The sequence below is a fragment of the Kitasatospora sp. NPDC088346 genome (assembly GCF_044740765.1).
Lineage (GTDB): Bacteria > Actinomycetota > Actinomycetes > Streptomycetales > Streptomycetaceae > Kitasatospora.
Window position 1 is genome coordinate 1 of sequence record NZ_JBIURH010000002.1, and the last position, 12,918, is coordinate 12,918.

Below are 12,918 nucleotides of genomic sequence, written 5' to 3' on the forward strand. Positions count from 1 at the left end.
ATGTTGAGGAAGTAGCTCTTGCCCTGCGGCCGGCCGGTGACCTCGGCGACCTTCTTGGCGAGGGAGTTCGCCACCGCCTTGGCGATGAGCGTCTTCCCGCAGCCGGGCGGGCCGTAGAGCAGGACGCCCTTGGGCGGTCGCAGCTCGTACTCCTTGAACAGCTCCGCGTGCAGGTAGGGCAGTTCCACCGCGTCGCGGATCTGCTCGATCTGGTTGCCCAGGCCGCCGATCTGCCGGTAGTCGATGTCCGGGACCTCTTCGAGGACCAGCTCCTCGACCTCGGACTTCGGCACCACCTCGTACACGTAGCCGGAGCGCGGCTCCAGCAGCAGGGCGTCACCGGGGCGCAGCGTGAGGCCGTGCAGCGGCTCGGCGAGCCGCACCACCCGCTCCTCGTCGGTGTGGCCGGTGACCAGGGCGCGCTCGCCGTCCTCCAGGACCTCCTTGAGGGTGACGATGTCGCCGATGCTCTCGAAGGCCATCGCGTCGACGACGTTGAGCGCCTCGTTGAGCATCACCTCCTGGCCGCGACGCAGGTCGTCCAGGTCGATGCTGGGGCTGACGTTGACGCGGAGCTTGCGCCCGCCGGTGAAGATGTCGGCGGTGCCGTCCTCGTTGCGATTGAGGAAGGCGCCGAATCCGGCGGGGGGCTGGGCGAGCCGGTCCACCTCCTCCTTGAGGGCCACGATCTGGTCGCGGGCCTCTCGGAGGGTGGAGGCGAGCCGTTCGTTCTGGGCGGTGACCCCGGCCAGATTGGTCTGGAGCTCGACAATGCGCTCCTCGAGAACTCTCGAGCCTCGCGGGGAGTCGGCCAGCTTGCGGCGCAGCACGGCGATTTCCTGCTCGAGGTACGAGACCTGTGCGGCCTCGTCTGAACCACGAGCAGGCCGGCCGGCGCTGCGGTTGAAGTCGTCATCGTGGGCGGCCACGGTCCTCACCTCCTCCTGGGGGAGCTGGACGCTTCCAGACCCTACCTGGGACCAGGGGTCTGTAAACCCCTAGATCAAGAAAGATGGAGTGGGCGTGTCCGATCTTCGCCCTCGCGTGCTTCCCCTCTGGTAGAGGAGATGCCCACCGGCCGACGATTCAAAGCGGACCAGATGTATCGTCGATCGAGTCAATACCTGATCGTGACCGTGGAAAGCGGTGCGATCGTTGTACGAATGGCGGGATTGCCTCCGAAACCGGGGCATCCCGGATCAGAAACGGCAGGGAACATGTCCGGGACGGGCGAAGAGCTCGAGGTATGGATCGACCAGGACCTCTGCACCGGTGACGGCATCTGCGTGCAGTACGCGCCGGAGGTCTTCGAACTGGACATCGACGGCCTGGCGTACGTGAAGGGCGACGACGACGAGCTGCGCCAGCAGCCCGGCGAGACCGCTCCGGTGCCGCTGACGCTGCTTCAGGACGTGGTGGACTCCGCCAAGGAGTGCCCCGGCGACTGCATCCACGTGCGCCGGGTCGCCGACCGGGTCGAGGTCTACGGGCCCGACGCCGAGTAGCGCCGGGCCGGAAGGCGGGGCGGCGCAAGGTCGGCCGGACGGCCGGGGCGACGGCGTGTCAGGCCTGGGCGGCCGCGGCGGTGGTCTCGCCGCGGGTCCACCGGCCGTCCTTGCGGACCCAGTTCAGGTCCTTGCTGACGTCGGGGCAGCACCGCGGGACGTCGTCGTCCGAGTAGCCCCGGACGTGCGCGGTGACGTACCCGCCGGCGGGGGCGAGCGCCGTGACGGTCAGGTTCTCGTCCGGGCGCAGCAGGGTCTCCAGCACCACCGGGCGGCCGTCGGCGCCGGGTCCGAGCAGCCATATGCCGTCGGGCGGGGTGCCGTTGTCGGCGGCGCAGTGCGCGGCCACCACGGTGACCGGTCGCCCGCCGCCCAGGTCGGCGGGGAAGCTCGCCCCGATGCCGACCGGGAACGGTCCGCAGTCGAGCGGCAGTTCGGCCCGGGCCGGGTCGGGGGCGGCGGCCGGCGGGGTGGTCACGGCGGACGGGCGGCTCGCCGTGACGGATCCGGTGGCCGGGTTCGCGGCGACGGCCCCGCCGACCACCGCGGCGCAGCCGGCGGCCACCAGCGCCCAGTGCCGCAGTCCCGGCCGGGCGTGCGAGGGCCCGGCGTCCGTCGTCATCGTCTGCGCCGTCTCGACCGCTGCGTCCACCGGGCAGTTCCCTCCACCGGTACGGTGCCCCTGATCGGCACGGCGGGTGTTGTGAGCGAGCATCGTCCCACATGCCGGCGGCGGTGTCCGCACCGGGTCGACGGCAGGTCAGCCGGGCTGTCCGGACGCCCGCGAGGGGTGGCACGGTGGGCCCTGGCCCGGTGTGCCACCCCTCGCGGGTGTGCCGTCACGACGTCAGTCGAGGTCGCGGCCGTCGGCCGCGGCGGCCTTGCGGGTGGCGCGCCGGACGGCGGCGCGCTCGGCCAGGGTGAGCTCCGGCTCCGCGCCGGTCTCGTAGTCCTCGCCGTACGAGCCCTTGGCGGGGCGGCGGCGGCGCAGCGGCGGCTCGACCCCGTCGGCGAGCCGGCGGGAGGTCAGCAGGAAGCCGGTGTGGCCGATCATCCGGTGGTCCGGGCGGACGGCGAGGCCCTCCAGGTGCCAGGTGCGGACCATGGTCTCCCAGGCCTGCGGCTCGGTGAAGGTGCCGTGCTCGCGCAGGGCCTCGACGGTCCGCGACATCTGCGTGGTGGTGGCCACGTAGCAGCAGATCAGGCCGCCGGGGACGAGCGCCTTGGAGGCGACGTCCAGGCACTCCCAGGGGGCGAGCATGTCCAGGATGACGCGGTCGACGTCGGTCTCGACCAGGTTGTCCTGGAGGTCGCCGACGGTGAGCTTCCACGCCGGGTGCGGGCCGCCGAAGTAGCGCTCGACGTTCCCCTTGGCGATCTCGGCGAAGTCCTCGCGGCGCTCGTAGGAGGCGAGCATGCCGGTGTCGCCGACGGCGCGCAGCAGGTAGCTGCTGAGCGCTCCGGAGCCGACTCCGGCCTCGACCACGCGGGCACCCGCGAAGATGTCGGCCATGGCGAGGATCTGGCCCGCGTCCTTGGGGTAGATCACCGCCGCGCCGCGGGGCATGGACAGGACGTAGTCGGGGAGCAGGGGTCGCAGCGCCAGATAGGGCACGTTCCCCGTGGTACGCACAACAGTGCCCTCGGGGGCACCGATCAGCTCGTCGTGCGGGAACGCACCCTTGTGGGTGTGGAACTGGTTCCCGGCCTGAAGCGTGAACGTGTAGTGACGGCCCTTGGGGTCGGTCAGCTGAACCTGGTCCCCGACCTGGAAGGGCCCGCGTCGGCGGGTGGCACCGGTCGGTTCGGACATGCGGACAATCTTAGGGGAAGCCGGACGTCCGTCCGACCAGCCCCCGTGCCCGCGGGCCCCGGGCGGCCTACCGGCCGGCGACCGCGGCCGACAGCCGGCGCTCCAGGTCGACCAGGGTGAGCACGCCGTAGGGCGTCCCGTCCGGCCGGACCACCAGGTACTCGGTGGCCGGGGTGCGGCGCAGCGCGGTCAGCAACTGCTCGCCGGTCAGCTCCACGGAGATCCGCAGGCCCGGTTCGAGGTCCCGGGCCAGGGCGCCCACCGCCACCCACGGGCGGCGGTGCTCGGGGACGGTGGTGACCGCGTGCTCCTTGACCAGTCCGGTCGGCTCGCCGCGCCCGTCCACCACCAGGATCGCGCCGGCCTCGGCCTCCCGGGCCTGCCGCATGGCCTCGCCGAGCGGGGTGTCCGCGGTGACGTGGACGGCCCGGCGGGTGACGTCCCGGACGTGCAGCAGCGGCAGGGCCTGCTTCAACCGGGCGTTGCGCAGGCCCGCGGTGGCGCCGTTCCAGATGATCGCGGCGAGCACGGCCGCGAGCACGCCGTCGATCAGGCTGTCGGTGGTGGACCGCGCGGCGCCCGCCTGGAGGACGCTGAAGAGCGGCAGGCCGAACAGCACCAGGACGGCCAGGATGCGGCCCGCCCAGGAGGCCGCGACGGTGCCGGCCATCGGCCGTCCGGTCAGGCCCCAGACGACCGCCCGCAGCATTCGGCCGCCGTCCAGCGGCAGCCCGGGCAGCAGGTTGAACGCGGCGACCACCAGGTTGGAGACCATCAGCCCGGCCAGCAGCACCCCGGGCACGGTGCCCGGGTCGACGGCGCGCAGGGCGAGGTAGAACAGGCCGCCCAGGACCAGCGAGAGCAGCGGCCCGACGAAGGCCAGCCAGAACTCCCGGCCGGGGCGCTCGGCCTCCTTCTCGATCTCCGAGACGCCGCCGAAGAACTGCAGCCTGATCCGCCGCACGCCGAGCCGGTAGCGCAGTGCCACCACGGTGTGGGCCAGCTCGTGGACCAGCACCGAGGCGTAGAAGGCGACCGCGAACGAGAAGGCGACCAGGTAGCGGGTGTAGCCCAGCTCCGGCAGGATCTCGGTCAGCCGGCCGCCGAACACCCAGGTGATCAGCGCGGCGATCACGAACCAGGACGGGGTCACGTAGACCGGCACCCCGAACGGGCGCCCCATCAGGATGCCGCCGCGCGGCTCGTCCGCGTCGGGGCCGTCCGGCTCGCGGGCCGGAGGCTCGGCGGAGGTCTGCTGCCCCCTGGTGTCGCTCACGCTGTCCCTTCGCACGTCGGTCCCTCGGTCGGTGCGCCCACGCTACGTGATCGCGTGCGCGATTCGGTGCGCGCCCCTCGCTAGGCTCTATACCCCGTTCAACGCCGCGCGCGCCCCTATTGGTGCCGCCGACGGCCGGGTGCGGTGCCGCCCGCGACCGGGCGCCGCCGGCAGACGTGTGCGTCCGCTCAGCGACCTGACAGCGGGATGAGAGCGGCGGGCAATAGGGTCGGGGTATGCAGCAGACCGACCGAGACCCCGCCGCGACCGCGCAGCCGAGGCCGGCCACCGCCCCGACCGGCCTGTCCCCCTCCCGGGCCGGCGACTTCATGACCTGCCCGCTGCTCTACCGGCTGCGGGTGATCGACCGGCTCCCGGAGCCGCCCAGCCCGGCCGCCACCCGCGGCACCCTGGTGCACGCGGTGCTGGAGCGGCTGTTCGACAGCCCGGCCGGCGACCGCACCCGGGAGAGCGCCCGCGATCTGCTGCGCCCGCAGTGGGACCGGCTGCTCGCCGAGCGCCCGCAGCTGGCCGAGCTGTTCGGCCTCCCCGGGCAGGACGAGGACGCCGCCGCGGCCGCGCTGACCCGCTGGCTGGCGGACGCCGGGAAGCTGGTCGACCAGTGGTTCCGGCTGGAGGACCCGACCAGGCTGCACCCGGTGGAGCGCGAGCTCTACGTGGAGACGGCCCTGGAGTCCGGCCTGCTGCTGCGCGGCTACATCGACCGGGTGGACGTCGCCCCGACCGGCGAGGTCCGGCTGGTGGACTACAAGACCGGCCGGGCGCCCTCGCGGGACTTCGAGGGCAAGGCGATGTTCCAGATGAAGTTCTACGCGCTGGTGGTCTGGCGCTGGAAGGGCGTCGTCCCCAAGCGGCTGCAGCTGGTCTACCTCGGAGGCGGGGGCGACGTGGTCAGCTACGACCCGGACGAGGCCGACCTGCTCGCCGTGGAGCGCAAGCTGGAGGCGCTCTGGGAGACCATCACCCACGCGGTGTCCACCGGGGACTTCCCGGCCACCCGCAACCGGCTGTGCGACTGGTGCGACCACAAGGCCAGCTGCCCGGAGTTCGGCGGCACCACGCCGCCGTACCCGCTGCCGGTCCGCATCACCCTGCCCGAACAGAGCTGACGAGAGCCCGACGGGGGACAGAGACATGAGCAAGAGGAGTCACAGGTGACGATCCGAGTGCTGCTGGTGGACGACCAGCCGCTGCTGCGCACCGGCTTCCGGATGATCCTGGAGGCCGAGTCGGACCTGGTGGTCGTCGGCGAGGCCGGGGACGGCCAGCAGGCGCTGGACCAGGTCCGGGCGCTCCAGCCGGACGTGGTGCTGATGGACATCCGGATGCCCCGGATGGACGGGGTGGAGGCGACCCGCCGGATCGCCGGCCCCGGGCGGGACGGCCCGGCCAAGGTGCTCGTGCTGACCACCTTCGACCTGGACGAGTACGTGGTCGAGGCGCTGCGGGCGGGCGCCAGCGGGTTCCTGCTGAAGGACGTGCCGGCCGAGGAGCTGGTGCAGGCGATCCGGGTGGTCGCGGACGGCGCTGCGATGCTGGCGCCCTCGGTGACCAGACGGCTGCTGGACATGTACGCCACCCGGCTGCCGTCCGGCGAGGAACTGCCCCCGCAGGCCCTCACCGTCCTGACCGAGCGCGAGGTGGAGGTGCTGCGGCTGGTCGCCCGCGGGCTGTCGAACGCCGAGATCGCCGCCGAGCTGTTCGTCAGCGAGACGACCGTGAAGACCCACGTCGGGCACGTGCTCACCAAGCTCCAGCTGCGCGACCGGGTGCAGGCCGCGGTGTACGCCTACGAGAGCGGTCTGGTGCGCCCCGGCGCGCTCTGAGGCCGGCGCCGCGCCGAGACCCCGCACGCCGAACGGCCCGCCCCTCCGGAAGGAGGTGCGGGCCGTTCGGCGTGCGGGCGGTCAGGTCACTTCTTCTTGACCCGGCCGATCTCCCAGAAGCGGACCACGCCGGTGGTGTCCATGGTGGACTCCACGCCGGTGATGTTGTTGCGCGAGGCGAAGAACGACTTGCTCTGGTACAGCGGCAGCAGCGGCGCCGACTCGGCGACCAGCTTCTGGATCTGGGTGTAGCTGCCGCCGGCCGTGCGGTCGGTGGACTTGATGCTCTCGGGCACCAGGGTCTGGCTGATCTTCGGGTCGTCCCAGCCGTTGTGGAACGCGCCGCCGTCGACCACCAGCGGGGTGATGAAGTCGTCCGGGTCCGCGTAGTCGGGGGTCCAGCCGACGCTGTACGCCTGGTACTTGCCGGACTTCCAGCCCTCCTTGTAGGCGTCCCAGTTCGGCTCCTGCTCGACCGTGATCTGGAACAGGCCGCCGGCCTCCAGCTGCTTCTTGACCAGCTCCAGCTCGTCGGCGCCGGCCCGGGACCGGGACCAGGTCATGGTGATCTTGACCGGGGTCGCCACCTTGGCGTTGGTCAGGATCTTCTTGGCCTTGTTGAGGTCCGGGTCGCCGTAGCGGTCGAAGAACGCGGTGTTGTGCGCGGTGATACCGGTCGGGACGACCGAGTACAGCGGCTGCACGGTGTTGGCGTACACGTCGCGGGCCATCGCCTTGCGGTCCAGCAGCTGGGCGGCGGCCTGGCGGACGGCGACGTTGCCGCCGACCGGGTCCTTGGCGTTGAAGACCAGGAAGCGGGTCTCGGCGCCGTCGCCCTCGGCCACCTTCAGGTCGCCCTTGCCGGCCAGCTCGTCGGCCTTGATCTGGGCGGCGGCGGTCGGCTCCAGGCTGTTGTCGGCCAGGTCGACCTCGCCCTTGTCCAGGGCGGTCTTCAGCTCGTCGGCCTGGCTGAAGAAGCGCAGCGCGAACTTGGTGTTCTGGAGCTTGGCGTCGCCCTTGTAGGAGGAGTTCGCCGAGAGGACGACCTTGCCGGGCTGGTGGCCCCCGGCGAGCTCCTCGATCGAGTCGATCTTGTACGGGCCCGAGCCGATCAGCTTGGAGTTCTCCAGCAGCTTGTCGGCCGGGAACACCTGGTGGTCGACGATCGAGCCGGCCGCCGAGGCCAGCTTGGCCGGGAGGACCGCGTCCGGCGCCGCCAGGTGGAAGACCACCTCGCCGTCGCCCTTGGCCTCGACCGACTGGATGGTGGACAGCAGCGAGGACGGGCCGTTCTCGTCGGCGATCTTCTGCATCCGCTGCACCGAGAAGACCACGTCCTCGGCGGTCAGCGGGTGACCGTTGGAGAACTTCAGCCCGCTGCGCAGGGTGCAGTGGTAGGTCTTGGTGTCGGCGCCCGTGAACTCGCAGGACTGCGCGGCGTCCGGCTGCGGCACGGTCGCGCCGGCCGGGAAGCGCAGCAGCGACTGGAAGGTGTTGTTCAGCACCATCCAGGAACCCGCGTCGTATGCGCCCGCCGGGTCCAGCACGGTGGTCACGTTGGTGGTGCCCATGGTGATCGCGCCGTTGGAGTCACCACCGGTGACGGCCTTCGTCGCGGAGGCGCAGCCGGCGGCCGTGGTGGCCACCAGAGCCGCACAGCTGAGGACGGCCAGGCGGTTGGCGGAAGTCATTCGGTTGGGTTCCTTCTGCATGCGGTCGGCTCCGGTGGGCGCCGGCGGCCTCGCCCGACCTGCCGGAGTGGGGCAGGCCGCGGAGGTCCGTACGACCGTGCTGGCGCCGCCGACGGGCGTTCCCGGCGGTGGAGCTGACACGGCATGAGGGCGGGGCACTGATTCGGATGTAGCGTGCCACATCGAAGATGTACGAATTGCACCCCTGTGTACGCCCTGCACGCACACGCCGGACGGGCACGGCCGGATTGGCGGTCAATGCCCGATTTATCCCCTGATCATGAACACGCAGGGTGGCGGTGGAAGTGCGGTGCGGAAACGATCCATCGCCCGGGGGAGAGCAATCTCACACCCGCGACGCCACCACGGCGCGCAGCAGCTCCAGATCCACCTGTTCGAGCGAGCCGAGCACCGTCCGGCCCGGGCCCGGCTCGATCGCGGCCACCGACGGCACCGCGATCACCGGGCAGCCGGCCGCCTCGGCCGCCAGCACACCGGTCGGCGCGTCCTCGACCACCACGCAGCGGCCGGGCTCGGCACCGAACCGGGCGACCGCCGCCAGGTACGGGTCGGGGAACGGCTTGGTGCGCGCCACCTCGTCGCCGGCCACCGTGAACGCGAAGTGGTGGGCGCCCAGGCTCCGCAGCACGATGTCGATGATGTGCCGGTGCGAGGCGGACACCAGTGCGGCCGGGACGCCGTGTGCGGCCAGCGTGTTCAGCAGCCGCTCGGCGCCCGGCATCAGCGGGACGCCGCCGGCCAGCAGGTCCACGAACCGCTGGTTGATCAGGACCGTCAGCTCGGGCGGGGTGAGGCTCACCCCGGTCCGTGCCCGCAGGTAGTCGATCACCCGGCTCATCGGGCCGCCGACCACGTGCGCCCGGTCCGCCTCGTCCAGTTCGTGGCCGAGCTCGGCGAACAGCGAGGCCTCGGCCTGCCACCAGAAGTCCTCGGTGTCGACCAGGGTGCCGTCCATGTCGAGCAGCACCGCCTGCAGGCCCGCGCCGGCGCCCGTGGTCGGGGCGGAGGTGGAAACGGTCGTCATGCCGATGGTCCCTTCCGAAGAGCCGGCCACCCCCGGGGGATGGCACAGGCCGACCCGCTGGTGAGCGAGCCGGCCCGTTCAGGATCATCAAGCTTACGCTTGCCCTCGCCTTTTGCAGCGAACGGAGCGCGAGCTGCGCATTACCGGGCGTTGAAGTACTTGGCCTCGGGGTGGTGGATGACGATGGCGTCGGTGGACTGCTCGGGGTGCAGCTGGAACTCCTCGGAGAGGACGACGCCGATCCGTTCGGGCCGGAGCAGGTCGGCGATCTTCGCGCGGTCCTCCAGCTCGGGGCAGGCCCCGTAGCCGAGCGAGAACCGGGCACCGCGGTACTTCAGGGCGAACATGTCCCGGACGTCCTGCGGGTCCTCGTCGCCGAAGCCCAGCTCGAAGCGGACCCGGGCGTGCCAGAACTCCGCCAGCGCCTCCGCCAGCTGCACCGACAGGCCGTGCAGCTCCAGGTAGTCACGGTAGGCGTTGCCCGCGAACAGCTCGTTCGCCGCCTCGGAGACCCGGTTGCCCATGGTCACCACCTGCAGACCCAGCACGTCCCGCTGCCCCGACTCCTCCGGCCGGAAGAAGTCCGCCAGGCACAGCCGCCGCCCGCGCCGCTGACGCGGGAAACTGAACCGGGTCCGCTCCGAGCCGTCCTCGTGGAAGACGATCAGGTCGTCGCCCTTGGAGTTCGCCGGGTAGTAGCCGTAGATCACGGCCGGCTCCAGCCAGCCCTCCGTCTGCAGCCGGTCCAGCCACATCCGCAGCCGCGGCCGCCCCTCCGTCTCCACCAGCTCCTCGTACGAGGGCCCCTCCCCGCTGCGGGACGCCTTCAGACCCCACTGCCCCTTGAACAGCGCGTCCTCGTCCAGCCAGGACGCGTAGTCCGCGAACGGGATGCCCTTGACGATCCGGTCGCCCCAGAACGGCGGCTCGGGCACCCGGTTGTCCACCGACACGTCCGAGCGGATCTGCCCGAGGTTGACCTCCGCCTCCGGCTCCTCCACCTCGGTGCGGGCGTGCCGCCGCTGCCGCAGCTCCGGAAGGCTCGCGCCGGGAACGCCGCGCTTGACCGCGATCAGGGCGTCCATCAGCCGCAACCCCTCGAAGGCGTCCCGGGCGTAGCGGACCTCGCCCTCGTAGATCTCGTGCAGGTCCTGTTCGACGTAGGCGCGGGTCAGGGCGGCGCCGCCGAGGATGACGGGGTAGTCGGCGGCGAGGTTGCGCTGGTTGAGCTCCTGGAGGTTCTCCTTCATGATCACCGTCGACTTGACCAGCAGGCCGGACATGCCGATCACGTCGGCCTTGTGCTCGACGGCGGCGTCCAGGATCGCCGCGACCGGCTGCTTGATACCGAGGTTGACGACGGTGTAGCCGTTGTTCGACAGGATGATGTCGACCAGGTTCTTGCCGATGTCGTGGACGTCGCCCTTGACGGTGGCCAGCACGATGGTGCCCTTGCCCTCGTCGTCGGACTTCTCCATGTGCGGTTCCAGGTGCGCCACCGCGGTCTTCATCACCTCGGCGGACTGCAGCACGAACGGCAGCTGCATCTGCCCGGAGCCGAACAGCTCACCGACCACCTTCATCCCGGCGAGCAGCGTGGAGTTGACGATCTCCAGCGCCGGCCGCCCGGTGAGCGCCTCGTCCAGGTCCGCCTCCAGACCGGCCCGCTCACCGTCGATGATCCGGCGCTGCAACCGCTCCTCCAGCGGCAGCGCCGCCAGCTCCTGCGCCTTGGACTCCGCACTGGAGGCCACCGAGACGCCCTCGAACAGCTGCAGCAGCTTCTGCAGCGGATCGTAGTCAGCGGTGCGGCGGTCGTAGACCAGGTCGAGGGCCACGGTGCGCTGCTCGTCGGGGATCCGGGCCATCGGCAGGATCTTGGAGGCGTGCACGATCGCCGAGTCCAGACCGGCCTCGACGCACTCGTGCAGGAACACCGAGTTGATCACCATACGGGCGGCCGGGCTGAGGCCGAACGAGATGTTCGACAGACCGAGCGTGGTCTGCACGTCGGGATGCCGCCGCTTGAGCTCGCGGATCGCCTCGATCGTCTCGATGCCGTCGCGCCGCGACTCCTCCTGACCGGTGCCCAGCGTGAACGCCAGGCAGTCCACCAGGATCGAGCCCTCCTCGATGCCGTACTCGCCGGTGAGCTGGGTGATCAACCGCTCGGCGATCGCGACCTTCGTCTGGGCCGTGCGGGCCTGACCGTCCTCGTCGATGGTCAGCGCGATCAGGCCGGCGCCGTGCTCGCGCGCCAGCGACGCCACCTTCCCGAACCGGGTGTCCGGACCGTCACCGTCCTCGTAGTTCACCGAGTTCAGCAACGCCCGCCCACCCAGCGCCTCCAGACCCGCCCGCAGCACGTCCGGCTCGGTGGAGTCCAGCACGATCGGCAGCGTGGACGCGGTCGCCAGACGCCCGGCGATCTCCTTCATGTCCGCCACACCGTCACGGCCCACGTAGTCCACACACAGGTCCAGCAGGTGGGAACCGTCCCGGATCTGCTCCCGGGCGATCTCCACGCACGCCTGCCAGTCCCCCGCCAGCATCGACTCGCGGAACTTCTTCGACCCGTTGGCGTTGGTCCGCTCCCCGATCGCCAGGTACGAGGTGTCCTGCCGCAGCGGCACCGACTGGTACAGCGACGCCGCCGACGGCTCCGGCCGCGGCTCACGCCCCACCACCGGCCGACCCTGCACGCGCTCCACCACCGCCCGCAGGTGCTCCGGCGTCGTCCCGCAGCACCCCCCGACCAACGACAGGCCGTAGTCCCGCACGAACACCTCGTGCGCGTCCGCCAGCTCACCCGGCGACAGCGGATAGTGCGCACCGTCCTTGCCCAGCACCGGAAGACCCGCGTTCGGCATGCACGACAGCCCCACCCGGGCGTTCTTCGCCAGGTACCGCAGGTGCTCGCTCATCTCCGCCGGCCCGGTCGCACAGTTCAGACCGATGTAGTCCACACCCAGCGGCTCCAACGCCGTCAGCGCCGCACCGATCTCCGAACCGAGCAGCATCGTGCCGGTGGTCTCCACCGTCACCTGCACCAGCACCGGGAGATCCACCCCGGCCTCGGCCAGCGCCCGCTTCGAACCCAGCACCGCCGCCTTGGTCTGCAACAGGTCCTGGCTGGTCTCGACCAGCAGCGCGTCCACCCCGCCCGCCACCAGCCCCGCCGCGTTCGCCTGGAACCCGTCCCGCAGCAGCTCGTACGGCGCGTGGCCCAGCGTCGGCAGCTTGGTGCCCGGACCGATCGACCCCAGCACCCACCGCACCCGGCCGTCCACCGCCGTGAACGCGTCCGCCGCCTCACGGGCGATCCGCGCACCCGCCTCCGACAGCTCGAACACCCGCTCCGGGATGTCGTACTCCCCCAACGCCGCATGGTTCGCACCGAACGTGTTGGTCTCCACGCAGTCCACACCCACCGCGAAGTACGCGTCGTGGACCGAACGCACGATGTCCGGACGGGTCACGTTCAGGATCTCGTTGCAGCCCTCCAGCTGCTCGAAGTCCTCCATCGTCGGATCCTGCGCCTGCAACATGGTGCCCATCGCACCGTCCGCCACCACCACCCGGGTGGCGAGGGCTTCACGCAGGGCACTCGCGCGGCCCTGCTGGGCGGACGCGGTCTGGGAGGGCGAAGGGACGGCTGTGGCCATGTGGCTGCTCCTGGGTGCGACGGCTGTCGGCTATGCGGTCCCGGCCTGTGATCCGGAACGCACGCGGTCAGGGTAT

At 71.3% G+C, this 12,918-nt stretch carries 10 protein-coding genes; 3 read left to right on the forward strand and 7 right to left on the reverse strand.

From position 1 onward, the window contains the following. Window positions 1-929 (reverse strand): AAA family ATPase (locus ACIOFR_RS03715; protein WP_400992148.1); only part of this gene is annotated, 929 nt, incomplete at its 3' end. A 288-nt stretch (window positions 930-1,217) separates the two neighbouring features. On the opposite strand from ACIOFR_RS03715, the gene ACIOFR_RS03720 reads away from it, so the two are divergent. Further along, window positions 1,218-1,505 (forward strand): ferredoxin, encoded by a 288-nt coding sequence (locus tag ACIOFR_RS03720; protein ID WP_400992149.1) that lies wholly within the window; start codon window positions 1,218-1,220, stop codon window positions 1,503-1,505. 58 nt (window positions 1,506-1,563) lie between these two features. On the opposite strand, the gene ACIOFR_RS03725 is transcribed toward ACIOFR_RS03720, so the two are convergent. The 3 genes from ACIOFR_RS03725 to ACIOFR_RS03735 form a co-directional block, all read right to left on the reverse strand. Then, a complete protein-coding gene (locus tag ACIOFR_RS03725) occupies window positions 1,564-2,157 on the reverse strand; it encodes a hypothetical protein (RefSeq protein WP_400992150.1) in 594 nt (197 codons plus the stop codon). A 195-nt stretch (window positions 2,158-2,352) separates the two neighbouring features. Then, window positions 2,353-3,318: a tRNA (adenine-N1)-methyltransferase gene (locus ACIOFR_RS03730; protein WP_400992152.1), complete on the reverse strand. Its 966-nt coding sequence runs from the start codon at window positions 3,316-3,318 to the stop codon at window positions 2,353-2,355. A 67-nt stretch (window positions 3,319-3,385) separates the two neighbouring features. Beyond that, the gene (locus ACIOFR_RS03735) at window positions 3,386-4,594 is read right to left on the reverse strand and encodes a site-2 protease family protein (protein WP_400992153.1); all 1,209 of its coding nucleotides are present in this window, start codon (window positions 4,592-4,594) and stop codon (window positions 3,386-3,388) included. Window positions 4,595-4,830: 236 nt separating this feature from the next. Between ACIOFR_RS03735 and ACIOFR_RS03740 the strand changes: the two genes are divergently transcribed. Together ACIOFR_RS03740 and ACIOFR_RS03745 are read left to right on the forward strand one after the other, a co-directional pair. Then, on the forward strand, window positions 4,831-5,724 hold the full coding sequence (locus ACIOFR_RS03740) for a RecB family exonuclease (protein WP_400992155.1): 894 nt from the start codon (window positions 4,831-4,833) through the stop codon (window positions 5,722-5,724). A gap of 45 nt (window positions 5,725-5,769) precedes the next feature. Further along, window positions 5,770-6,441 carry a response regulator gene (locus tag ACIOFR_RS03745; RefSeq protein ID WP_371501246.1) on the forward strand — a complete coding sequence of 224 codons (672 nt, stop codon included), beginning with the start codon at window positions 5,770-5,772 and terminating at the stop codon, window positions 6,439-6,441. Between the two features lie 86 nt (window positions 6,442-6,527). On the opposite strand, the gene ACIOFR_RS03750 is transcribed toward ACIOFR_RS03745, so the two are convergent. The 3 genes from ACIOFR_RS03750 to metH all read right to left on the reverse strand — a co-directional run bounded on the left by ACIOFR_RS03750 (window position 6,528) and on the right by metH (window position 12,842). Next, window positions 6,528-8,132 (reverse strand): ABC transporter substrate-binding protein, encoded by a 1,605-nt coding sequence (locus tag ACIOFR_RS03750; protein ID WP_400992156.1) that lies wholly within the window; start codon window positions 8,130-8,132, stop codon window positions 6,528-6,530. Window positions 8,133-8,478: 346 nt separating this feature from the next. Further along, window positions 8,479-9,177, reverse strand: coding sequence for an HAD family hydrolase (locus ACIOFR_RS03755; RefSeq protein WP_400992157.1), 699 nt, complete (start codon window positions 9,175-9,177; stop codon window positions 8,479-8,481). 140 nt (window positions 9,178-9,317) lie between these two features. Next, window positions 9,318-12,842 carry a methionine synthase gene (gene metH / locus ACIOFR_RS03760; protein WP_400992158.1) on the reverse strand — a complete coding sequence of 1,175 codons (3,525 nt, stop codon included), beginning with the start codon at window positions 12,840-12,842 and terminating at the stop codon, window positions 9,318-9,320. Window positions 12,843-12,918 lie beyond the last annotated feature (76 nt).